This is a genomic window from Micromonospora sp. CPM1 (assembly GCF_023896895.1).
In the GTDB taxonomy this organism is placed as follows: Bacteria; Actinomycetota; Actinomycetes; order Mycobacteriales; family Micromonosporaceae; genus Micromonospora; species Micromonospora tulbaghiae.
Window position 1 is genome coordinate 1 of sequence record NZ_JAMHIU010000010.1, and the last position, 22,922, is coordinate 22,922.

18 protein-coding genes are annotated in these 22,922 nt (G+C 72.9%); 7 read left to right on the forward strand and 11 right to left on the reverse strand.

All coding sequences use genetic code 11. The features are described from left to right. Window positions 1-1,177, reverse strand: a 1,177-nt coding sequence (locus tag M8C11_RS13965; RefSeq protein ID WP_252449835.1) for an MFS transporter, incomplete at its 3' end; no start/stop codon positions are given. 153 nt (window positions 1,178-1,330) lie between these two features. Here M8C11_RS13965 and M8C11_RS13970 point away from each other — a divergent pair. Next, on the forward strand, window positions 1,331-2,113 hold the full coding sequence (locus tag M8C11_RS13970) for an IclR family transcriptional regulator (RefSeq protein ID WP_120572069.1): 783 nt from the start codon (window positions 1,331-1,333) through the stop codon (window positions 2,111-2,113). Window positions 2,114-2,229: 116 nt separating this feature from the next. Here the strand turns inward: M8C11_RS13970 and M8C11_RS13975 are convergent, their stop codons facing one another. Continuing rightward, a complete protein-coding gene (locus M8C11_RS13975; RefSeq protein WP_252449836.1) occupies window positions 2,230-4,356 on the reverse strand; it encodes a PhoX family phosphatase in 2,127 nt (708 codons plus the stop codon). 169 nt (window positions 4,357-4,525) lie between these two features. Here M8C11_RS13975 and M8C11_RS13980 point away from each other — a divergent pair, with 169 nt between their 5' ends. Next, window positions 4,526-5,095, forward strand: a complete 570-nt coding sequence (locus M8C11_RS13980; protein ID WP_013283619.1) for a sigma-70 family RNA polymerase sigma factor — start codon at window positions 4,526-4,528, stop codon at window positions 5,093-5,095. Beyond that, a complete protein-coding gene (locus tag M8C11_RS13985; protein ID WP_252449837.1) occupies window positions 5,092-5,781 on the forward strand; it encodes an anti-sigma factor in 690 nt (229 codons plus the stop codon). Before M8C11_RS13980 ends, M8C11_RS13985 begins: the two co-directional genes overlap by 4 nt. A gap of 101 nt (window positions 5,782-5,882) precedes the next feature. Here the strand turns inward: M8C11_RS13985 and rarD are convergent, their stop codons facing one another. The 4 genes from rarD to eccE all read right to left on the reverse strand — a co-directional run bounded on the left by rarD (window position 5,883) and on the right by eccE (window position 9,645). Continuing rightward, window positions 5,883-6,809, reverse strand: coding sequence for an EamA family transporter RarD (gene rarD / locus M8C11_RS13990; RefSeq protein WP_252449838.1), 927 nt, complete (start codon window positions 6,807-6,809; stop codon window positions 5,883-5,885). Next, on the reverse strand, window positions 6,806-7,294 hold the full coding sequence (locus M8C11_RS13995; RefSeq protein ID WP_252449839.1) for a GNAT family N-acetyltransferase: 489 nt from the start codon (window positions 7,292-7,294) through the stop codon (window positions 6,806-6,808). Before M8C11_RS13995 ends, rarD begins: the two co-directional genes overlap by 4 nt. Window positions 7,295-7,398: 104 nt before the next feature. Next, window positions 7,399-7,785, reverse strand: coding sequence for a phage holin family protein (locus M8C11_RS14000; protein WP_013283623.1), 387 nt, complete (start codon window positions 7,783-7,785; stop codon window positions 7,399-7,401). A gap of 57 nt (window positions 7,786-7,842) precedes the next feature. Further along, window positions 7,843-9,645, reverse strand: a complete 1,803-nt coding sequence (gene eccE, locus M8C11_RS14005) for a type VII secretion protein EccE (RefSeq protein WP_252449840.1) — start codon at window positions 9,643-9,645, stop codon at window positions 7,843-7,845. A gap of 245 nt (window positions 9,646-9,890) precedes the next feature. Between eccE and M8C11_RS14010 the strand changes: the two genes are divergently transcribed. Further along, window positions 9,891-10,208: a WXG100 family type VII secretion target gene (locus tag M8C11_RS14010; RefSeq protein ID WP_252449841.1), complete on the forward strand. Its 318-nt coding sequence runs from the start codon at window positions 9,891-9,893 to the stop codon at window positions 10,206-10,208. 20 nt (window positions 10,209-10,228) lie between these two features. Next, on the forward strand, window positions 10,229-10,522 hold the full coding sequence (locus M8C11_RS14015) for a WXG100 family type VII secretion target (RefSeq protein WP_120572062.1): 294 nt from the start codon (window positions 10,229-10,231) through the stop codon (window positions 10,520-10,522). A 61-nt stretch (window positions 10,523-10,583) separates the two neighbouring features. Here M8C11_RS14015 and mycP read toward each other — a convergent pair whose 3' ends face one another. After that, complete coding sequence (gene mycP / locus M8C11_RS14020; RefSeq protein ID WP_252449842.1) at window positions 10,584-11,798, reverse strand: type VII secretion-associated serine protease mycosin; 1,215 nt, start codon at window positions 11,796-11,798, stop codon at window positions 10,584-10,586. A 152-nt stretch (window positions 11,799-11,950) separates the two neighbouring features. Between mycP and M8C11_RS14025 the strand changes: the two genes are divergently transcribed. Both M8C11_RS14025 and M8C11_RS14030 read left to right on the forward strand, forming a co-directional pair. Further along, complete coding sequence (locus M8C11_RS14025; protein ID WP_252449843.1) at window positions 11,951-15,376, forward strand: SseB family protein; 3,426 nt, start codon at window positions 11,951-11,953, stop codon at window positions 15,374-15,376. Next, on the forward strand, window positions 15,373-15,738 hold the full coding sequence (locus M8C11_RS14030; protein WP_121684991.1) for a hypothetical protein: 366 nt from the start codon (window positions 15,373-15,375) through the stop codon (window positions 15,736-15,738). Before M8C11_RS14025 ends, M8C11_RS14030 begins: the two co-directional genes overlap by 4 nt. Window position 15,739: 1 nt before the next feature. Here M8C11_RS14030 and M8C11_RS14035 read toward each other — a convergent pair whose 3' ends face one another. From M8C11_RS14035 to M8C11_RS14050, 4 genes are all read right to left on the reverse strand, one after another. After that, window positions 15,740-16,672, reverse strand: a complete 933-nt coding sequence (locus M8C11_RS14035; RefSeq protein WP_252449844.1) for an alpha/beta fold hydrolase — start codon at window positions 16,670-16,672, stop codon at window positions 15,740-15,742. Between the two features lie 128 nt (window positions 16,673-16,800). After that, a complete protein-coding gene (locus M8C11_RS14040) occupies window positions 16,801-17,139 on the reverse strand; it encodes a hypothetical protein (RefSeq protein WP_252449845.1) in 339 nt (112 codons plus the stop codon). A gap of 175 nt (window positions 17,140-17,314) precedes the next feature. Further along, on the reverse strand, window positions 17,315-19,717 hold the full coding sequence (locus tag M8C11_RS14045; protein ID WP_252449998.1) for an immune inhibitor A domain-containing protein: 2,403 nt from the start codon (window positions 19,715-19,717) through the stop codon (window positions 17,315-17,317). 356 nt (window positions 19,718-20,073) lie between these two features. Beyond that, complete coding sequence (locus M8C11_RS14050; protein WP_252449846.1) at window positions 20,074-22,857, reverse strand: immune inhibitor A domain-containing protein; 2,784 nt, start codon at window positions 22,855-22,857, stop codon at window positions 20,074-20,076. Window positions 22,858-22,922 lie beyond the last annotated feature (65 nt).

Below are 22,922 nucleotides of genomic sequence, written 5' to 3' on the forward strand. Positions count from 1 at the left end.
GGGTGGGGCTTAGGAGGCGGGCGCCGAGCAGCATCAGGAGGGCGGCCAGGAGCATCGCCGCGGCGGCCGTCAGCCACATCGCCGGGTAGCCCGCCGCGCCGGCCAGCGCGCCCAGGCCGAGCGGTCCCAGGCAGCCGCCCGCGTACACGCCGGTCTGGGTGATCGAGGTGGCGGCGGCCGGTGCCTGCGGGTGGAGCCGGACCACGGCGAAGTTCATCAGCCCCGGCCAGGCCCAGCCGAGACCGAACCCGAGCACCACGCCCGCGACCAGCGGCGCCGAGCCGCTCACCGCGAGCAGGATCAGGCCGATCGAGCCGGTCAGCAGCATCCCGGCGATCAGTCCGACGTGCCCGCTGGTACGCCGGTCGGCCAGCCAGCCGAGGCCCACCCGGGCGAGCACGCACACCACGCTGCCCAGGGTCAGCGTCAGACCGGCCAGGCCGGGGGAGAGGCCGCGCGCCGCCGACGAGTCGACCAGGAACGTGCCGAGGGCGTTCGCCGCGGCCGCCGCGAGCGTCGCGGCCAGCCCGATCACCACGAGCGGGCCGGTGCCACCGTTGCGACGGCCGGAGGCGGTCCGGGCCCGCCGGTCCCGCCCGGCCCGGGGTACGGCCGGCAGCACGGCCAGCGCGGCCACCGCTGCGGCCACGAAGGCCCAGCGCCAGCCGGCGGTGAGCGCGACAGTGGGGACCGCCAGACCGGCCAGCAGCGTGGCGGCCGGTACGGCGGCCTGCTTCACGCCGAACGAGAGGCCCTGCCGGTGGGCGGGTACGTGCTCGGCGAGCGCCGCGTTGCTGGCGAGCTGCCCGAGAGCGTTGGCGGCGGCGCTGAGGGCCAGCAGCGCCACCAGGACCGGGTACGACCGGGCCAGCCCGGCCACTGCCAGCAGCGAGGTGGCGGAGAGCAGGATGGCGGCCCGGGCGACCGGGGCCGGGCCGAAACGCTCGACCAGGGCGCCGGAGGGCACCGAGGCGAGCGCGCTCACGCCGAAGTAGATCGAGACGGCCAGGCCCAGCCCGGCCGGGCTGAAGCGGAGTTCGTCCGCGAGCTGTACGGCGAGACCGCCGACCAGGAAGACGGGCAGAACGCACACGATCGTGGTGAGGGTGGCGCCCGCGCCCACGGAGACGGCGTGTCGGGCCTTCGGCGGGTCGGTTCGCGAAACAGTTTCGGTCATCGCGAGCACACCTTACGCCGGAACGTTTTGGCTGCTCATCGTGTCCGTCGGCACACGGTCTGTGTCCGGTCTTCTGGCATCCTCCATCCGAACAGGCATTTCGCACTCGGCCGGTTTTTCATATGGTGTAAGTCCCCGGCGGCGGAGGTGGTTGTGCGCGACCCCTTGGCGGAACCCTCGGACCTGATCCGTAGCGTGTCCCGCGCGCTTCGAGTGCTCGAGTCGGTCGGCCGTGCGCCGAGAGGGCTCACCGTGAAGCAGATCGCCCGGCGCTGCGAGCTGACCGTCGCCACCACCTACCACCTGGTGCGCACGCTCGCGTACGAGGGCTACGTGATCCGGCGCGAGGACGGGACGTACATCGTGGGGTTGGAGGTGGCCGACCGCTACCGCGAGCTGGTCACCGCGTTCCGGGGGCCGCCGGCGGTGGGCGAGGCGCTGCGCCGCGCGGCGACCGACACCGGCTGGAGCCACTACCTCGGCCGTTTCGTCGGCGGACAGGTGGCGGTGACCGCGTCCGCCGAAGGGCCGCGCTCGCCCTACATGGAAGACCTGGTGCCGGGCTTCGACGAGGGCGCGCACGCCACCGCGCTGGGCAAGAGCCTGCTCGCCACGCTCACCACCGAACAGCGCTTCCGCTACCTGCGCGAGTACGGCATGCGCCCGTTCACCACCGCCACCCTCACCACCGTCGAGGCGTTCGAGGCGGACCTGGCCGCCGGTGACCGTCGCGGCATGCAGCTCGAACTCGGGCAGTTCCGGCAGGGCGTGGCGTGTGCCGCGGTGCTCGTCAGCCCGGACAAGGACATCGAGCGCCGGGTCGTGCTGGCGTGCGCGCTGCCGGCCGGCGAGATGATGACCTCGGCCCGGGTGGTCCGCGCCAAGCTGCTCACCGCCGCGCGGGCCATCGCCGACGGGATCGCCTCGGAGAACTGACGAGCCGCGTGCCGTCGCGGACGGGGTCGCCTCCGAGAACTGACGAAGGGCCGCCGACCTGGTGGGTCGACGGCCCCTCGCGGGGCGGTCCAGCGCCGGACCGCCCCCGGGGTGGGTCAGCTACCGACCGGGCCGCCGTCGAGGCGCCAGGTGACCACCACGCCGGGCTTGGCGAAGTCGCCGTCCGGCCAGGTGGAGGCCGGATTCTCCACCGACGCGCCGGAGACCTCGCCCGGGTGCTGCACGGCCACGAACACCGAACGGTTGTCACCGGTGATGAACGGGCCGCAGGTCTCCGCGCCGAGCGGCACGGTGAGGAACTGCTTCAGGTGGCCCCGCTCCGGACCCTCGACGGCGGTGGCGAACAGGCCGTCGTTGCTGCCCAGCGCGTTGCCGTCGGTCGAGATCCACAGGTTGCCGGTGGCGTCGAAGGCGACGTTGTCCGGGCAGGAGATCGGGGAGACCTTCGTCTTGTCGTACCCGGCGAAGTAGGTCGACGCGTCGGCCGGGTCGCCGCAGACGATCGGCAGCGACCAGGCGAAGGTCTCGGCGGTGTTGTCGCCGCGGTCCTCGACCAGCTCCAGGATCTGCCCGTGCTTGTTGCTGTTGCGCGGGTTCGCCTCGTCGGCGGGCGCCTTGCCGGCCTTGCCGCGGTCGCTGTTGTTCGTCAGCGCCACGTAGACCTTGCCGGTGAGCAGGCTCGGCTCGACGTCCTCGGGCCGGTCCATCTTCGTCGCGCCGACCTTGTCCCCGGCCAGCCGGGTGAAGGTGAGCACGTCCGCGGCGGTCATGCCGTCGACGTACGAGCGGTTGCCGCTGACCAGCTTGATCCAGCGGCCGCGGCCACCGAAGCCGCCGTCGGCCGGGAGCGTGCCGGAACCGTCGATCTCGGCGGCCGGGCTGTCGCCCTCGATCTTCGCGACGTAGAGCGTGCCCGACTCCAGCAGCGTCAGGTTGTGCCGCCGCGCCACCGAGGACTTCCCCGGCATGAACTTCTTGTCCGAGACGAACTTGTAGAGGTAGTCGAAGCGCTCGTCGTCGCCCATGTACGCGACCACCCGGCCGTTGCGCGCCACGATGACGTTCGCGCCCTCGTGCTTGAACCGGCCCAGCGCGGTGTGCTTGCGCGGCTTGGCCTGCGGGTCGAACGGGTCGATCTCGACGACCCAGCCGAACCGGTTCGCCTCGTTGGGGTGCCGGGTCAGGTCGAAGCGCTCGTCCGCCCGCTCCCACTTGCGGCTGCCGCTCGGGTGTCGCACGTCGGTCGGGATGCCGTACCGGGCCAGCTTCGGCTTCTGCTCCTCCGGCGCGCCGTCGCCGCCGACGAAGTACTGGTTGAAGTTCTCCTCGCCGGAGAGCACGGTGCCCCACGGGGTGACGCCACCGGCGCAGTTGTTGAGCGTGCCGATCACGGTCCGGCCCTTCGGGTCGGCGGCCGTACGCAGCCAGGCAGACCCGGCCGCCGGGCCGGTCAGCTCGAACTTCGTGGCCAGCGCGGTGACCCGGCGGTTGTACTCGCGCCGGCCACGCTGTACCGGCCGCCACTGCCCGGTGTTCTCCACCCGCTCCAGCTCCACCACGGACATGCCGTGCGCGGCCATCGCCACCCGCACCTGCTCGACCGTGAGCGCGTCCTGGCCGGTGAAGCCGGGGAACATCAGGTCCTCGTTGGTGTACTCGTGGTTCACCACGAGCAGCGCGCGCCGACGGTCGATCGGCAGCACGCCGACGAAGTCGTTGTTGTAGCCGAACTGCTTGGACTGGGCGGCGGCGGTCTGCCGGCCCAGGTCGAACGCGGGTGCGCCGGGCACGACCTCGTCACCCCAGCGGATCACGACGGAGTGGTCGTACCCGTTGGGGACCACGAGGGTGTCGAGCTTGTTCGGCGGGATCGGCTTGAACGTCAGTGCGCCGCTGCCCGGGCGGCCCGCCCCGGCGGGCGGCACCTCGCCGCCACCGGGAACCGGCGGGGCGGCGTGCGCGGCGGCGGCCGGCGCGGCGCCGGCCAGCGCGCCCGCGGCGGCGCCGCCGAAGCCGAGCACCAGCGCGCCGACCGCGCCGGCCCGGACCACGCCGCGCCGGGAGATCTCGGTGCCGACCACGTCCCCGAAGTACGGGTTGTCGGTCGGGTTCGGCACCGGGTGGTCACACGCGTTGCCGCACCGGTACAGACAGGTCATCGCGTCGCGGCTGCCGTGGCGGGTGCCACCGAGCAGCGGAAGCAGGCGAGGCCGGTCGCTCATGTGGTGGAGCCTCCTGATCTCAACGTCGGAAGGCGCGCGGGTGATCGGCTCGCGCGCTCACCCGCCGGACGCTGCCAGGGCACGGTGAGCGGCGATCGGCCCGGACCTGAACCGGACGTGAACAGCTCCGCGCTGACCTGCGGATGAACCGTTCGGCGTCACGGCACGTATGGAAGGGCGAACGCATCGCCGGTTTCCCCGCCGCCGGAAGCGAGGTACCGCCATCAGTGACCACGACGCCCAACTGCTGCGCGCGCTGCACGACGAGCATGCCGACGCGCTGTACGCGCACGCCCTGCGGCTGGTCAACGGCGATCGGCCCCGGGCCGAGGATCTCGTGCAGGAGACGCTGCTGCGCGCCTGGCGGCACCCCGAGTCGCTGGACCCGCGACGCGGCTCGGTACGCGCCTGGCTGTTCACCACCGCGCGGAACCTCGCCATCGACGCCTGGCGGCGGCGCTCGGCCCGGGTCGGCGAGGTCTACACGGACGAACTGCCCGAGACCGCCGAGACGGTCGACGAGACCGAGCGCGCGGTGGAGGCGTGGACGGTCGCCGAGGCGCTCAACCGGCTCAGCCCGACCCACCGGGAAGTGCTGGTCGAGTGCTTCTACCAGGGGCGTTCGGTGGCGGAGGCGGCGGCGCGGCTGGGCGTACCACCGGGCACGGTGAAGTCGCGCACCCACTACGCGCTGCGCTCACTACGGTTGGCGCTGGCCGAGATGGGGGTGACCGGGTGACAGGCTGCGAGTTCGCGCACGACGACGGGGCGTACGTGCTCGGTGCCCTCGCACCGGCGGACCGGGTCGCCTACGAGCGGCACCTGGCCGGGTGCGCGCAGTGCCGGGAGGCGGTGGCCGAGATCGCCGTGCTGCCCGGCCTGCTGGGCCGGCTCGACCCGGCCGGGCTGGAGCAGTTCCTGGAGGTCGGGCCGGAGACGTCGCGGGTGCCCGCGCTGCTCGACGCCGCGCGCGAGCGCAAGCGCCGCGACCGGTCCCGCTCCCGCCGACGGTACGCACTGACAGCGCTCGCCGCCGCCGCGCTCGCCGTGCTGGCGGGCGTCGGCGTGGGGCTCGTGCAGTCGCCCGCCGAGCCGTCCAAGCCGCCGGTGGCGCTGGCCTCCATGCGGCCGGTGGCCGGGACGGTGCCGGTGCACGCCGAGGTGGGGCTGACCGAGACGCCGTGGGGCACCGAGGTCACCATGCACTGCGGATACGACAGGCGGGCCGGGCACCGGGAGGCGTACACGTTCCGGCTGGTGGCGCACGGCCCGGACGGCGCGACGGAGCAGATCGGCTCCTGGCTCGCCGCTCCCGGCGACGACCTGCGCTTCTCCGGCGTCACCCGCTTCACCAAGGGCGAACTGGTCCGCCTGGAGCTGCTCCGAGGAACAAACGCCCCCGTCCTGGCCTACGACCTCCGCTGACCCCGCCCTCCCGTCCGTCCGCCCGTTCTCCCCGTTGATCTTGCACTATCGGCCCTCGGCGCGGGCGGTTCGCCCCTTTCGCCGGGGCAGCAAGTGCAAGATCAGCGAGAGGGGGTGGGCACGGGGGTGGTGGGGGTGCGGGCGGCTGCGCGGGTGCGGTGGGAGTGGCGCAGGGCGTCGGCGGTGAAGACCACCAGGGCGAGCCAGACCAGGGCGAAGCCGGCCAGCCGGGCCGGCGGCATCGGCTCGTGGAAGATCAGCACGCCGCAGCCGAGCTGAAGGATCGGCGCGAGGTACTGCAGCATGCCGACAGTGGACAGCGGCAGCCGGTTCGCCGCCCCGGCGAACAGCAGCAGCGGGATCGCGGTGGCGGCGCCGGCGAGCACCAGCAGCGCGGTGTGCCCGGCCGACACGTGCCCGAACGTCGAGTCACCGCGTGCCGACAGCCACCCCAGATACGCCAGGGCGGGCAGCGCCAGCACCGCCGACTCGACGAACAGCCCTTCCGTGGCGGGCAGCGCGAGCTGCTTCTTGACCAGGCCGTACCCGGCGAAGCTGAACGCCAGCGTGAGCGCCAGCCAGGGCAGACGGCCGTAGTCGACGGTGAGCACCGCGACCGCGAGTGTGCCGACGCCGAGAGCCGCCCACTGTGCCCGGCGCAGCCGTTCCCGCAGCACCAGCACGCCGAACAGCACCGACACCAGCGGGTTGATGAAGTAGCCGAGCGCCGTCTCCACCACCCGGTCGGAGTTCACGCCGTAGATGTACGTACCCCAGTTGACGGCGATCAGCGCGGCGGCGAGCCCGATGCCGGCGAGCGCCCGGGGCCGCCGGGCCAGCTTGCGCAGGAAGCCGGCGTGCCGCGTCGCGGCCAGCAGCAACGCCACGAACGCCACCGACCAGAGGATCCGGTGCGCGAGGATCTCCACCGGCCCGGCCGGGCGCAGCAGCTTCAGGTAGATCGGGAAGAAACCCCAGATCAGGTACGCGCCGACGCCGTACAGGTAGCCGAGCCGGAGCTGGTTCACCGCTCCACCGTAAGTGGTGGATCGCTCTCCTGGTCCTTATCGGTGACCGGCGTCACCCGCTGGTCCAGCTCCATCCACCGATCCGCTGCGACCGGCCGGAAGCCGATCTTCGCGTAGACCCCGTGCGCGTCGAGCGTGGCCAGCAGGATCCGGCGTACGCCCAGCTCGCCCAGGTGGTCGCGGACCGCGCCGGCCAGCCAGGTGCCCAGCCCGCGACCCCGCTCGGCCGGGTCCACGTACACGTCGCAGAGCCAGGCGAACGTGGCCCCGTCGGTGACCACGCGGGCGACCGCCACCTGCCGTCCGTCGCCGGGCCGGTAGACGCCGAAGCCGATCGAGCCGGCGAAGGCGCGCGCCACCGTCTCCCGCTCCCGCCCCAGCGCCCAGTACGCGTCGGTGGCGAGCCAGACGTGCACCCGGTCCAGGTCGATCCGGTCCGGGTCGGTGCTGATCTCGTAGCCGTCCGCGCGGGTCACTGTGAACACGCGGCCGAGGCTAGTACCGCCACCGGGCCCTCTCGCCAGCCAATTCCCTACTGCTGGCCTGGTGACCCCGGCCGGCCGCCACGGCGACCGGCCGGGACCGGACGTCAGTCGCGGTCGAGGACGGCGCCGAGGATCCAGGTGACGATGCCGACGAAGAGCGCGCCCAGCACCGCCTCCGGCCAGAACCCGTCCACGTGGAAGGGCAGCCCGGCCTCACCGGCGATCCAGCTGGTGAGCAGGAAGAGCAGGCCGTTCACGACCAGCGCGATCAGGCCGAGGGTCAGCAGGTAGAAGCCGCACCCCACGGTCTTGATGATCGGCTGGAGCACCGCGTTCACCACGCCGAAGATGACCGCGACGAGCACCAGCGTGATCACCGTCTCGGTGGCCGAGTCGGAGTCGAGCGAGATGCCCGGGATGAGCAGGGTGGCGAGCCAGAACGCCACCGCCGTCGAACCCACGCGAATCAGAAGACCCTTCAGGAAATCCATGGCCGGGATCGTGCCACGGCCGTACCACCAGGGGAAGTCGCCCGGCGGCGCGTTCCGTCAGTGCCGGGCCGGGCGACCGACCAGTTGCGACTCGACAGGTGTGGGCGAGAGCAGCGCCCAGCGCAGGGCCCGCCGGTTGACCACCGCCACCATGTCGTCGCGGATCCGGGTCAGCCACTCCGCCGAGCCGCCCAGGCCCAGCGCCGCGCCCGCGAGCGCGGCCTCGTCCGGGTCGAGCGGCTGGAGGATCGCCAGGTCGGCGCGGGCCAGCGCGGGAGTGTCGGCCGGGGTCAGCTCGTCGCGGACCACCAGCACCGACTGCCAGGCGGCTGCCGGTCCGGCCTCCGGCGGCACCGGGCCGGCGTCCACCACCACCAGCAGCGGGTGCAGCGGCGAGCCGGGCGCGCCACCGACCGGACGACCCGGCGGGAGCAGCGGTACGCCGCCGCCGACCGTCCCGACACCCCGCACGAACGGTTCCCAGAACCGGGGACGGCCGGTCTGCACCACCACGCGCGCGCCGAGCGCCAGCGCCCGCAGCACTAGCAGTTGGGCCGCCGGCACGCCGCCGACGAGCAGCACCCGCGTCGTGGCCGGCCGGAACAGGCGGACGGTGAGCGCGGCGCCGTGCCGGTTCGCGCCCACCATCAGGCCCGCGTCGGCCGGGGGCAGGTCCAGCGCGGGCGAGGGCGACCCGGCCGGGGCCGCGGCCGCACCGGTCACCGCCAACGGCAGCGTGGCGGCCAGCCCGGCCAGGTGCTCACCGTCGAGCCGGCGCAACTCGCCGCCGACGTCACCGGCGACCCGGCGCAGCGTGCGTTCCGCCGTCGACAGTTCGGCCGCGCTCCCGGCCGCCACCCGTACCGCAAGATCGGCCGGGACCGGCGCGGTGCCGGTGCGCGGACCGACCGTGAGCGCGACTGTGGTGGCGGTGGCCGGCAGCGCGAGCAACCGGCCCACCAGCCCTCGCGCCGCCTCGCCGCGCGGATCCGGCCACCGGCGCATTCGCCAGGTGGCCTGCGTCAGGCCACCCACTGTGAGCTGGGGCCAGGTCTCCCGCACCGGGGCGCCGGGCTCGTGGTGGGCCAGTTCGGCGATCACCCGCAACGCCGCGTCGCCACCCAGCGGCCGGGCGCTGAGCGGGCCGAGCCGGCGGACGAGCCGCCGCAGGGTGCCGGACAACGCCCGCAGCAGGTACTCATCCGGCCAGCCGTCGGAACGCAGCACCTGGACGGCCAGCACCACGCGCGCCCGCCCGGCCACCCGCCCGTCGGTGAGCTGGCGGTACGACGTCCCGGCCGGACCGCCGGCCACAGCGGGCGCGGGTGCGGGCGAGGACGAGAACACCAGTTGCAGCCGGATCGCGGGGGCGTCCGGCCCGGCCGGCGGAAGCAGGCCGAACGGCGAGGGCAGCTCGTGCGCGTGGTCGCCGAGCAGGTCTTCCGGGTCGCCCAGCTCCAGCAACGCGGTCAGCCCGGCGGCGTCGTGCAGCACGGCCGCCCCACCGGACGCCTCCGTCGCGCCGACCACCGCGCCCGGCCGGAGCAGCGCCAGCAGCGCCGCCGGATCGGCCGCCGGTGGCAGCGCGCGCCGTCGGGTCAGGTACGCGGCGGCGGTGGCGAGCCACTCGTGGAGCCAGCGGCCGCGCACCCGCACCCACGCGGCGGGCAGCAGCAGGGCCGCCGACAGCAGCGCGACGGCCGTCGGCACGACACCCCGCCCGACGGCCGCGATCAGCACTGCCGCCGCGACCTGGGTCGCGACGATCTGGCCGGCGCGCAGCCGTGCCGTCGGACGGCTCGTCCACTGTGGCGCGCGGACCCCTACGGACGCGGGCCGCTCGGACGTGCTGGCGGTCACCGCACCTCCTCGCCGGACCTCCGCGTGACGCTGCCGTGGCTCATCGTAATGGCCGAGTTGTCCACAGGGGAGCCCGAAGGGGTAGCAGAACCGAAGTCGGACGGCTACCGTCAGCGACGAAATCGTCGAGTTGCGTGTCCGCCGCCGCCGGGCTTCCCCCTCCACCGGCCCCGGGCCCCCGCCGACGAGTCCACGGTGGTCACACGGTGGCCAGCCACGACCGAGGAGACGAGGTGACGTCCGGGATGTCCCAGACCCAGGCAGAAGCCGCGGTGATGCAGCAGACCGCCGCGAAGTTCGAGCAGGTCGACCAGTCGCTCCAGACCATACTCAGCGGCCTGATGGCCGAGCTGGAGGTGTTGCAGCAGGCCTGGCGGGGCGCCGGTGGGCGCTCGTTCGCGCAGGTCAAGCAGCAGTGGGGGCAGGACCAGGCCGCCCTTCACCGGGCGCTGCGCGAGACCGCCAACGCGATCCGCACCGCGGGCCGGCAGTACGACGTCTCCGACACCGAGGCCGCCGGCCGGGTGGCGGGCACCAACCGCGGCATCCAGCTGCCGCTCTGACAACCGGAAGGATCGAATCCATGGAGCACGGTGTGCTGGTCGTCAACTTCGCCGCCCTGCAACAGGCGGGCGCCGACATCCAACGGGCCCTGTCCACGCTGGAGAGCCAGCTCGGTCAGCTCGAACGCGACGCCGCCCCGCTGGTGGCCAGCTGGAACGGCGAGGCCCGCGAGGCGTACGAGGTGCGGCAGTCCCGGTGGCGGGCCGCCTCCCAGGATCTCCAGGCGATGCTGCGTGACATCAAGCTCGCGGTGGCGGACTCCGCGACCGACTACCTCGACACCGAGAAGCGCAACGCCAACCTGTTCCAGTGAACCGACCCCGCGCGGCCCGGGCAGGTGACCCGGGCCGCGCGGCGTCGCACGTGACCGCCGGTCATCTCGGAGCCGCCGGGCCGGCCGCCTGCCAGCGCCTGCGCGCGCCGCGCGGCAGCACCAGGGCGAGCGCCGCCACCAGTGCCACCGCCCCGCCCGCGACGGCGGCGGCCGGCAGCGCCCGGTCCCGGGCCGAGTCCCGGCGGGACTGGCGGGCCAGCGCGGCCGGATCGGGCCGGTCGGCGGGAAGCGCCGCACCCGGCCGGGTGCGCGAATCGGTCGCGCCGGCCGACTCGGTCACCGCCCGGTACGGGTTGAGCACCCCCGCGCCGTAACCCGCGTCCCGCCCCGGCGCCGGGTCGGCGGCGGCCACGATCCGACCGGCCACCTCGTCGGCGCGCAGCCGGGGCCGGTACTGGCGCAGCAGCGCCGCCGTACCCGCCACGAACGGAGTGGCGTAGCTGGTCCCCTCCGCCCGCTGGTGCCCCGACCGGGGTGCCGCCATCAGCACCTCGCTGCCCGGGGCGACCACGTCCACGTACGAGCCGGTCTGGGAGAACGCCGAGCGTGTCCCGTCCCGCCCGATCGCGCCGACGCCGAGCACCCCGTCGTACGCCGCCGGATAGGGCCGGGGATCACCGTTGTCGTGCAGGTTCCCGGCGGCGGCCACCACGACCACGTCCCGCCGGACCGCGTAGGCGACGGCGGCGCGCACGGCCGGGTCGTCCGCGTACAGCACCACCGAGAGGTTGAGCACGTCCGCGTCCTGGTCCACGGCCCAGCGGATGGCCCGGGCGAACCCGGCCGCGTCGACCGTACGCCCCGACTCCCGCCCCTCGACGACCTGCTGCTCGCTCACCCGTACCGGCAGGATGCGCGCGTCCGGCGCGAGGCCGCGGAACGCGACGCCGGGCTGCGGCGCGGCGGCGATGATGCTCGCCACTCCGGTGCCGTGGCCGGCGCAGTCCCGGGTGCCGTCCCCGCCCCGGTCGAGGAAGTCGGCGCCGTCGAGAACCCGGCCGGCCAGCTGCGGGTGGGACCGGTCCACTCCCGAGTCGACCACCGCGACCACGATCCCGGTGCCCGTCGCGAGCGGGGTGAGCCGGTCCGGGGCGTACCGCTGCTGCGGCCACGGCTGGTCCGCCACCGGGCGGGCCGGCGCGGGCGGCGAGGCGCAGCCGGCGGGCGCGCGAGCCGCCGCCGGTGCGGCCGGAACCGCCGTGACGAGGAGCGTCGCCAGGGCGGCCACGGCGGGGTACGCGACTGGCCGAGACATCGACGACCTCCGTAACGTGTCGGCTCCGGAACGGGATGTTATCGGCTCCCTGACGTCGAGGCCGACCGTCGATGGCCAGAAGTCCTGATCTTGTTGCCACCTTGTAGGTTGTAGGCGATGCCTGTGGCCTGTTCGCGGAAGGAGAGGTGGCCGTGACCGGATGGGAGCCGGCCACCGAGGCCGAGGTGGCGATGCGGGACGCGCTGCGCGCGCAGGACCAGCAGCAGTACTTCCGGGTGCTGACCCGTGTCGATCTCCTGCTTCCGGTCGCGAGCGGACCGACCGCCGGATGGGGCACCTGGACCTCCGGGGGTCGCACCCACGTGCTGGCCTTCACCTCCGTCGCCGCGCTGCGCGCGAGCCTCGGGGAGAACGCGGGGCCCACCCGCCGCGTCCCCTACCCGGATCTGGCCACCGGCTGGCCCAACCCCGAGTGGTGGCTGGCGGTCAATCCCGGCCTGCCGATCGAGGGCTACCTGCCCGCCTGGTACGTGGCTCAGCTCTCCCGGGGCGACGTCCGGCTGCCCGGCCGCACGATGGGCGCCCGCGCCCGGCTGGAACGCGTGGAGAACGCCACCCGGGGCGCCCGGAACGCGGTGCCCGAGGCGGCGCCCCGCCCGCCGGCCGTGCCCGTACCGCCGGCCGCTGTCACGCCCGCCCCGGTGCCTCACGCCGCCGTCCCGCCGGCCGCGGTTCCGCCTCCCGTCGTGCCGCCACCCGCGGTTCCGCCTCCGGCTGTTCCGCCACCCGCGGTGCCGCCTCCGGTCGTGCCGCCGGTCGCCGTCGCGCCCGGCCGGGACGAGCGGCTGATGAAGACCGACGAGCCGCCCACGGTGCCGATGCGGGCCGCCTCGGTCCTCGGGCGGCGGCTGCCCACCGTGCCGCCCCGCCGCCGAGCGCCGGACAGCGACGTCCCGAGCCGGACCGCCCCGGGCGCCGAGCCGGACACGGACGCCCTCGACGGCTGGCTCACCGATCTGCGCCGCCGCCCGGACGAGCCGGACCCGTTCGCCACCGCCCCGGCGGCACCTGCCGACGAGCCACCGGCGGCCGCCGTCCCGCCGCCGTCCCGCTCCTTCTTCGAACCCTCGTCCGGTGGCCGCTCGGCCCGGCGCCCGTCGCCGCTGGACCCGTCGCGCGGGGCCGGCGACCGGGCCACCCCGCCGACCCGGTTCGCCGGCGGGCAGCCGTTCCCGCGCCGACGGCCGCTGAACGAGCCGGTACGCGAGGGCCGGACCCACGCCTTCCCGAGCCGGACGGACGAGCCGTCGCCAGTGCCCCGGTCGGAGGAGACGACCCAGGCGTTCCGGCCGACCCGCCCGACCGAGGACGCGACCGAGGCGCTGCCCAGGAGGCACGCCGGACCGGCCACTGCGACGGACGCCGGATCCGCTACCGCCGCCGGACCGGCCACTGCCGACGGATGGGGGGCCGCGCCGGGCGGCACCGAGGGCGAGACCACGCGGTGGGAGACGATCGACGAGCCGGTGGAGGAGCTGCCCCCGTCGATCGCCGAACCGGTCTCCGCGCCGCCCGCCGCACGCCGCGACTTCACACCCATCGTCATCGAGGGCACCGTCATCGAGGCCCGCGACCTGACCGAGCCCGCACCGCTCTGGTCCGCGCAGCAGACCGGTCCGGTGCGCGCGGAACCGGCCGAGGGCGCGGCCACGCCGTGGGCCGGCACCGACCCGACCATGCCGCTTGCCGCGGATCCGCCGGTCGCCGACGACACGGTGAACCTCGTCGAGCCGACGCCGGCACACACCGGGACCACCGGCGCGACGGACCGGAGTACGCCGCGCGACGAGCCGGCCGTGTCGTTCGCGTCGTCCTCCGAGCCCACGACGTCGCCGTTCGAGTCGCCGTCCCCGGCAGGCGAGGCCACCGCGCCGCTGTTCACGCCGTCGGCCTCGGCCGAGCCGACTGTCTCGTTGTTCGACCGGGTGCCGGCCGAGCCGACCGTGCCGCCGGCCGGGCCGGGTGAGGCCGAGCCGACGGTGTCGCTCGCGTCGGAGTCCGAGCCGACGACATCGCTGTTCGAGTCGCCGACTCCCGCAGCGGACGCCACCGCGCCGCTGTTCACGCCGTCGCCGTCGCCGTCGCCGTCGCCGTCGCTGTCGCCGTCGTCGCCGTCGGCCGACCCGACTGTCTCGTTGTTCGATCGGGCGTCGGCCGAGCCGACCGCCTCGCTCGCCGGGCCAGCCGAGGCGCCGCTCTCCTCCCCGACCGAGGCCGAGCCGACTGTCTCGCTGTTCGATCCGGCACCGGCTGAGCCGACTGTCTCGCTGTTCGATCCGGCACCGGCTGAGCCGACCGTTTCGTTGTTCGATCCGGTGCCGTCCGAGTCGACGTCGTCGCTGTCGAACTCCGCACCGGACGACCCGACCGCGCCACTGACCAGCCCGGCATCGGCTGAGCCGACCGTCTCGCTGTCCGACCCCGTGCCGGCGGAGCAGCCGACCGTCTCCCTCTTCGCGCCGGCAACCGGCGACGAACCGGTCACCGCGCCGCTGTTCGCGCCCGGCGACCCGACCGTGGCGCTGTCCACGCCGGAACCGGACACCGCGACCCCCGCCACGACAGCCGGTCACGGATCGACCACCGCGGACCGGCCCGCCGAGTTCGTACCGGCGAACGACGTCGAGGAGGACCTGCTGGCCGCCGCGGGCAGCGGCAGCACCGACGGTTTCCTCACCACGCTGCTGCTGGCCCGGGTGCTGATGCCCGTCGCGCCCGACTCGGCCGCCGGCAGCCGGCCGGGTGACCCCGGCTTCGTCTGGCACGCCGACCAGGTCGACGGCGAGCGGTGCGTCTCGGTCTACACCTCGCCGGAACGCCTGGCCGAGCACACCGAGGGCCAGGTCGAGACGGTACGGGTCAAGTTCGTCCAGCTCATCCGCAGGTGGCCGGACGTGGCGTGGTCGTTCCGGGTCAACCCGGGCAGTCCGGTCGGCGCGACGTACCCGGGGGAGCAGGTCCTCGCGCTCGCCAACTGGGCGGCCGAGGTGGGCCTCGGCGACGACCTGGAGCCGGCGTCCGCGCCGCAGCCGGCGGAACGCCAGCGCCCGGAGGCGCCCACGATCGCCGCGAACCGGCCGGTGACCATGCAGAAGGCGATCGCGGCGAGCCAGCTCGCGTACTACCTGGAGCGTGGCTACGACCGGGTCTCCGGATTCGTGCACCGGGCCGGGGAGCTGGCGCATCTGCGTACCCCGGCGGAGCTGTACCGCGCGCTCGGCCTCGGCCACCCGGGCTCGCCGTTCTCCCCGGACGACGAGGAGATCTACCTGCTGCGCTGGCCCGCCTACCGGCCGAGCCTCTACCGGATCCCGTACGGCGGCCCGCACGAGGCGGCGATGCGGGCGATGGAGGGCTGGGTGATCGAGCGGCCCCCGTTCCGCGGCAACGGCTTCGCGCCGGGGGAGAGCAGCGACGTGATCGCCGAGTTCAAGGTGGACAGTGCACGGCTCCCGCACGGCGCCGAGCTGTGGCGGGTCGGCGCCGACGGCGACAGCAAGCTGGTCGCCGTCCTGGACACCGACGAGCTGCTGTGGCGGAAGGCGGGCGAGGCGTGAGCCGCGACGGCTACGTGGCCCGCTGGCGGGGCCGGGAGTACCAGGCCAGCCCCGACGGCGACGACATCCGCCTCTACCAGCCCGGACCCGGCGAGGGCTTCACCGAGGTACGCCCCGGCCGGTACGTCCGGGTGGTGCCGGCCGCCGAGGTCGACGATCTGGCGTACGTGCGGACGACGTGCACCTGGCAGGGACAGCCGTTCATCGTGCTGGCCGAGCACGAGGGCTGGCTGCGGGTCGAGTACACCGGTGGGCGCTGGCCGGTGGCCGAGGCGATGGGGCTGGAGGCGTTCGACTTCGGCGTCTACCAGGGCTGGGCGCCCGCGGCCGAGGTGGCCGACCTGGGCGAGCAGCGGGTCTGAGTCAGGACTTCGCCCAGCGCAGGATCTCGCCGAGCACCACGTCCCGGGCCTCGACGTGCGGGAAGTGGCCCACGTCGTCGAGCAGCCGCCACTCGTACGGGGCGGTGACGTAGCGGCCGGAGCCCTGGGCGGTACGGGGGAGTGAGGCCCGGTCGAGTGCGCCGTGCAGTTGCAGGGTCGGCGTGACCAGTGGCTTCTGCATCAGCTTCACGAAGCGGTAGCCGTGCAGCCGCAGCACCGAGCGGAACGCCCAGCGGTAGCCCTCCATCGCGCAGAACGCGGCCTGCGGGATCTGCATCGCCACCCGGCAGCAGTGCGCGTAGTCGGCGAAGTCGGGGCCGGACACCCAGCGCGGGCCGCCCCACCGGCGCAGGATCTCCTCCACCTCGACGGCGTCGTCCCGGGCCAGGACGTGCTCGTAGCGGGGGAGCTGGAACTTCAGCGTCGCGGTGGCCGAGGTGAACTGGCCGCGCGGGTCGGCGAAGATGGCCGCCCGCAGCCGCAGCGGGTGCGGCGCGCCGAGCACCACGAGCCGGCGGACCAGGGTCGGGTGGAAGGAGGCGGCGGTCCAGCCGATGAGCCCGCCCGCGCCGGTGCCGACGACGGTGGCCGACCGCTCACCGAGCGCGCGGATCAGGCCGGCGACGTCGGCGGCGAGCGTGTAGCCGTCGTACCCCCGGGGTGGCTTGTCGCTCGCACCGTAACCGCGCAGGTCGACCGCGACCGCGCGGAAGCCCGCGTCGGCGACCGCGGGCAGCATCTCGTGCCAGGCGTACCAGTATTCGGGGAAGCCGTGCAGGAAGAGCACCATCGGGCCGGTGCCCGCCTCGACGACGTGGAACCGGCTGCCGTTGGCGCCGACGAACCGGTGCGTCCACGGCCCTTCGGGCAGGACGCAGGACTCGTCGACGGGTCCGCCGCGCTGGTCGGTCATGGGGCACAGCCTAGGGCCGCCGGTCACCCACCGGGCCCGCAGGTGGCCAGGATCAGGGATTTCTCCGGGCGGTCACCCGGGCCGCGCACCCCGGTTCCGCGTTCGCGTGCGTGTGCCGCTACCGCACGTCACTCGTCGATGATCCGCATGGGGATTCCCGGTCCGCAGTCGACGGAGCGGTCCCGCGCGGTGAGCCGCAACGTGACCAGGTCGCCCTTGCGCAGCTCACCGGCGTTCGGGCCGTACACCGCGTACTCCGTGCCGTTCTCGTCCATCAGCCCGTAGCACGGCCCGGAGCCGCCCCGGGTGATCCAGCCGGCGACGACGCCCGTCGGCCGGTTGTCGGTCGGCGTCTTCGGCGGCCCGGCGGGCCGCCGAAGCGTCGGCAGGTCGCCGGCGGACAGCGGCGTGGGGCGATCGGCGGGCGAGGCGGCGCCGTTCGCGGCCGGCTGGTGGTCGTCGGGCACTGATCCTCCGTCTCGGCCGCGGGCGCGCCGGTGAGCGACGCCGTCGCGAGGGCGGCCGGCAGCGTGGTGCGGGGCGTCATCCGATGGGACGCGGGTGGGGTACGCCGGGTTCCCGGAAAGGGCGATGCCCGGGCGGTTCACCGCCCGGGCATCGCGTGGTGCGTCGATCAGTGGATCAGGAGAAGCGGACCTTCAGCGAGGTGCCCTTCTGCTCCAGAACCTTGATCTTGGTGCCGGTGGCCGGGAGCTTGACGCCGTGGTTCGGCAGCTCCGGGTACCAGTACTGCTTGGTGTCGTCGAACAGCGGCTGCGCCGCCTGGCCGCGGATGTACTGCGGCTGGCTGTTGAGGTGCAGCGTGAACGAGTCGGCCTTCTTCAGGCTGAACGGCGCGTCGTAGACCTGGACGCGGGCCCGCCAGGGCTGCCCGGTCAGGTTGTAGATCGGCCGCGGGTGCGCGTCGATGATCATGTTCCGACCCTCACCCGGGTGCGCGAACGTGTCGTTGTCCGCGAACCGGAGGTTCCAGTAGGAGATCAGCAGACCCTCCTGGTACGCGTAGTGGTCCACGTAGTCCGGGCGGGTGTTCGCGTAGCCGAAGAAGTACGGGCCGGTCTTGAGGTACTTGTCGTACGAGACGTACGACCGGTTGCCGGCGATGTAGTAGTTGTCGAACTTACGGGTGTAGGTCTCCTCGACGATGCTGAAGCCGCTGAGGGTCCAGCCGTTGGCACCGGCCTCGGCGCCGTCGGTGAGGAGCGTCTGGCCGTCGGCGGTCACGGTGACCGCGTCACCGTAGAAGCCGCCCTCGGAGACACCGCCGTCCGTCTGGTAGCGGAGCCGGAACTGCACGACGTTGCCGGCGACCGCGTCCATCGGGATGTTGACGTCGACCCACTGGCCGTTGCTGGAGCCGTCCAGGGCGTAGCGCCCGGGGGAGATCTCCTTCAGCGGGGTGCCGTTGGCCGTACCGGGCAGCGAGGCCCAGGTCTGGCCACCGTCGGTGGACGCCTCGAAGAACAGGTAGTCGTAGTCCGCCTCGATGCTGTAGCGACCCTTCATCGACAGCGCGGCGCTGGTCTTCCCGGTGAGGTCGACAGTGCGCGTCATCGTGTTGTTCAGGTCGTCGTCGTTGCCCGAGAAGAACTGCTTCGTACCCTCGAACGGATTGCCGTTCTGGAACGTGTACTCCCGCTGCGGCAGCACCACCACGGCGCCCTGGGCCTTGTTGGAGTTGTACTCCTGCGGGCCCAGTTCCAGGGTGCGCTTCTGGCCGGCCACGACGACCTCGTAGTCGAGCCAGCCGAGCTGGAGTTTGTTCCACGCGCCGAGGTCGCCGCCGCGCTCGCCGATGCCACCGTCGTTCTTGGCACCGAGCCGGCTCTGGGCCATCAGGGTCCAGTGCTCGTTGTTGTTGTCCCCACCGCTGACCACGTTGTAGTCGTCCGGCAGACCGAGGTCGTGGCCGTACTCGTGGTAGAAGACGCTCCGGCCACCGTTCTCCGGCTGGATGGTGTAGTCACCGATCCAGACGCCGGTGTTGCCGATCTGGGTGCCGCCGGCCGGGAAGTTCTCCGGGCCGGTGTTGCCCTGGTCGCTGGCGAAGGCGTACCACCGGTGGCTCCAGATGGCGTCCTCACCCTGGTACGGGTCACCGTCGGCCTGGTCGCCGCCGGCGTGGACGATCTGGAAGTGGTCGATGTAGCCGTCCGGCTCGTTGAAGTCGCCGTCACCGTCGAAGTCGTACCGGTCCCACTCGTCCATCGCCTTGACGTCCGCGGCGATCTCCGCGTCGGAGCGGCCCTGCGCCTTCTGGTCGGCGACCCACTGGTTGGCGGCGTCGCGGACCAGCGCCCAGGTGTTGGTGCAGACGTTCGAGGCGCACGGGTAGCCGTCGGAACGGCCGTAGCGGGCCTCGTTGTACCGGACCTTCACCCAGTTGGTGACCTCGCCGTCGACGCTGTACCGACCCGAGGACTGGGCCTCGTAGTACTGCTTCAGCGACTCGTCACCCGGGTTGGTGCCGAAGTACAGCTGCCGGTAGTGGTCGGCGCTGTAGTCGGCCTGCCAGACAGTGGAGTTGTCCACCGCCCGGTTGGGCTGGGGGATCTGGTTGCGGAGCGGGCCGTCGAACCGGGTCGGGCCCGGGGTGTCCGGGTCGGTGTCCTGGTCCGGGTAGTTCGGGTGCCGCTCGTCGCCGAACTCGGCGAGGATGACGAAGATCTTGTCGGTCCGCTCGCGGGAGAGCTCGACGTACTGGTCCTTGGTTGGACCCTTGCCGGCCTTGGTGCTCTTGGCTGCCTTGCCCGCCGCGGGACCGGCGACAGCCTGCTCGCCGACCTTGACGACCTTGCTGCCGTTGATCTTCTGGGCCTTCGCCCTGCCGGACAGGACCTCGCTGAGGCCCTCCTGGCGCAGCGCGCGCCGCTTCTCCTCGAGCGGGTTGGGCAGGTCGTGCTCAGCCTGCGCAGGCTCGGCCACCGACGGGGCGGCGGCCGGCAACTTCGGCGTCGGCGCGGCGCTGGCGGACGTGCCTGCCACCAGTCCCGTCGCGGTCAGCGAAAGCCCGAGCAGACCCACTGCGACTTTGCGCACGTGGTACCTCCGGTGTGAGGGAACCGGCCCAACTGGGGGTACGGGCCGGTGGAACGTCCCACTAGTGGGACCAAAGGTGAACATAGACACTGCTGCGACTGGTGGGAAGATGTGTGCGTCGATTTGTAGCAACTTTTTGTTGGGAATGCTTTTCACCGTCACACGTCGGCCGGTCACCGAGCCGTTGACCAGCGGCGATGTATGGATCGCGCGGTGCAGTGACAGTCATGGATCAACCGGCTACGCGGAAGGGTCGGGAGCGCTCACGCTCCCGACCCTTCCCCCATCGAACCTCTTCAGCTCATTTTCCGGTCATTCCGGTTCCGGTTTGAACGTACGGCTCAGCTCCGCGGCGGAACCACGTACACCTGGGCGTACGAGTTGTCCTTGGCGGCCCGCTTGATGATGATCGAGACGCCGTACTGGACGCCCGCGTCACCCGGGTTGCCGGTGCCGAGCACGATCGCCCCGCCACCCAGCGTCGAACCGTAGTAGTCGGTCGCCGGGGTGCCGTCCGGGTTCACCACCCGGGTCGTGTACTGCTGGTTACCCCGCGACGGGATGACCACCGAGGCGTCGTTGTCCCGCGAGTACGCGGCGCCGTCTCGGATCTCGATGCCCGGGTACCAGCCCTTGGCGTCGGTGAAGCCACGCACCGGAGCCTGCGGGCCGAACTTCGTGCAGTACTCGCTGTACGGCTCGTCCGCCGCCTCCAGGCACTCCTTGAACGGGTACGTCGGCTTCAGACCGAACGCGGCGTTGGAGGACTGCGGCCGGCTGGGCAGGTTCTTCAGCACCGACGGGTCCTTCTCGGCCGCGACGCCCTTGCGGCGCAGCGGGTCGTTGTGCGAGTCGACGATCAGCAGACCGCCCTTGGCGCCGTAGCTGGGCAGCGCGGTCATCTGCGCGGTGACGTGGTTGACGTCGCCGAGCTGGGTGTCCCGGTACCAGACCAGCATGCCCGGCGCGTTGTACGCGATCCGGTCGACCTTCCACGCCTCGTGCGAGTAGACGGTGTCGTAGGTGTACTTCAGGCCCTTGTCGAAGCCGTCGAAGTTACGCCACTCGGCCAGGTAGTAGTGCGACTTCACCTGGGTGCCCGAGTCGATGTACCAACCCGCGCCGCTGGTGTCGGTGAAGGTGCCACCGGTCTGGGTCCAGCCCGCCGCGCCGCTCTCCACGTCGTCGCTCCAGGTGGTGGCGCCGCCGCCGGTCACCGAGAAGTCGTCGGCGAACCAGCCACGCTCCACGAACGCCTCGTCGGTGGCGTAGCGCAGCCGCACCTGCACGGTCTGCCCGGCGTACGACGACAGGTCGACGTAGTCGTGCCGCCAGCCGTTCGTGCTGCCGGTCAGGCCGTACTTCTTGTTGCCGAAGTCGACCATGCGGCCGTTCGGGTCGGCGTAACCGTCGTTGGTGGAGACCAGTGCGCCGCCCTCGGCGTACACCTTCTGCTCGGACCAGGTGGCCCCGCCGTCGGTGGAGACCTCGACGAAGCCGAAGTCCCAGTCCGCCTCGATGACGTAGTTGTTCCACATCCAGAACTTCGCGTCCGCGGCGTTCGGGACGGTCACCGTGCGGCTGAGCTTGACGTCGGCCCAGTTCTGGTCGGCGCCGGAGTACCACATGTTCCCGCCGCTGTGCGGCGTGGCCAGCGAGATCACCTTGTCCGGCAGGTCGATCTTGATGCCGTCCTCGGTGCCGACCGGCGTACGCGAGGTCTGCCCGAGCTTGACCAGCTTGGCCCGGTCACCCGGCCCGAACGTCTTCGGCTCGGCCCAGCCCAGCACCCACTTGTCCCAGAGGCCCATGTGGGTCGGCAGCGCCTGGAAGATCTCGCCGGAGTGCGAGCCGGACGCCATCAGGTCCCAGAAGTCCACGTCCGAGTCGGCGTTGCCGGAGGTGTCGTACAGGTCCGGCAGGCCCAGGTCGTGCCCGAACTCGTGGGCGAAGACGCCGACGCCGGCGTCCTCCGGCTGCACGATGTAGTTCGACACCTTCAGGTTGGTGCCCGGGATCGTGTAGCCGCCGGTCACGGTCGAGGAGTGCGCCCAGACCGAGTAGATCCCGACGTCACCGCCGCCGCGGGACTTGCCCTGGTTGGCGTGCACCAGCACCAGGTGGTCGATCACGCCGTCCGGCTCGTGGTAGTTGCCGTCGCCGTCGCGGTCGCTCTGGTCCTCGATGTCGTAGTCGGCCCACGGGAAGTTCGGGTCGGCCGCGGCCAGCGCGTCGATCGCGTCGGTGGCGAGCCGGCCGGCGCCCTGCGGGTTGTCCGGGTGGCCGTTCATCGACTGCTCACGCCCGGCGACCCAGTTGCCGTTCTCGTCCTGGAAGCAGCGCGAGGCGGCGTACCAGCCCTCCGAGTGCGGCACCGTGATCCACGGGCTGGCCTGCCCGTCCACGGTGTACGCGTTCTTGGACATCTCCAGGTACATGTTGTGCATGGTCCGCCCGGCGAGGCTGATGCCCGGCTTGCCGTCCGGCCCCTTCAGGTCCTTGCGGACCCGCTCGGTGATGCCCTTCTTGCTGTACAGCATCTTGTCGTAGTGGGCCGGGGAGAAGTCCGGCACCCACATCGAGTTGTTGTCCTTGTGCGGCAGCGTGGCCGGGTTCGGGATCGTGTTGTGCCGCGGCCCGTTCTGCACGGTGCCGGGAACGCAGGTGCGGTCCTCGAACACCGTCTTCGGGACCATCACGTCGGTGAAGTCGTCGTTGGCCTTGTCGTTGAACTCGACGAGCAGCGTCAGCAGCTTGGCGGTCTGCGTGCTCTTGGCCTTCTTGATCTTCCGAGGGCTCTGGCCGGTCCGGATGGACTTGGCCTCCAGCTTGGCCAGCTCGCGCGCCGCGATCGGGTTGCCCCCGGCGTACTTGCGGTCGTAGGCGCGGGCCTCGTCCGCCGGCGAGGAGAAGATGCCGTCGCGGCCCTTGACCTCCTTGCCGCCGGTGTCCGGCTGGACCTCGGGCTCGGCGTAGTTGATGTAGTGCTCGTCCGCCCCGATCGTGACCGGTGCGGACCGGGCCGGCTGAGCCGCCGCGCTGCCCGTCACGGTCAGCGACGTGGCCGCGAGCGCGATGGCGGGCAGCGCGACGAGTAAGCGTCGCCGTGCCCTGTGCTGCGACATGGGGAGCATGCCACTCCGTTCGTAGGGAATGGTGAGGGACCGGCCGTCTCAGTGACGCTCGTCGA

Coding starts and splice junctions, on each gene's coding strand:
- M8C11_RS13975 (WP_252449836.1), bottom strand. CDS start 4,356: ATGAGCGACCGGCCTCGCCTGCTTCCGCTGCTCGGTGGCACCCGCCAC.
- M8C11_RS13980 (WP_013283619.1), top strand. CDS start 4,526: ATGGAAGGGCGAACGCATCGCCGGTTTCCCCGCCGCCGGAAGCGAGGT.
- M8C11_RS14000 (WP_013283623.1), bottom strand. CDS start 7,785: ATGGATTTCCTGAAGGGTCTTCTGATTCGCGTGGGTTCGACGGCGGTG.
- M8C11_RS14010 (WP_252449841.1), top strand. CDS start 9,891: ATGTCCCAGACCCAGGCAGAAGCCGCGGTGATGCAGCAGACCGCCGCG.
- M8C11_RS14015 (WP_120572062.1), top strand. CDS start 10,229: ATGGAGCACGGTGTGCTGGTCGTCAACTTCGCCGCCCTGCAACAGGCG.
- mycP (WP_252449842.1), bottom strand. CDS start 11,798: ATGTCTCGGCCAGTCGCGTACCCCGCCGTGGCCGCCCTGGCGACGCTC.
- M8C11_RS14035 (WP_252449844.1), bottom strand. CDS start 16,672: ATGACCGACCAGCGCGGCGGACCCGTCGACGAGTCCTGCGTCCTGCCC.
- M8C11_RS14050 (WP_252449846.1), bottom strand. CDS start 22,857: ATGTCGCAGCACAGGGCACGGCGACGCTTACTCGTCGCGCTGCCCGCC.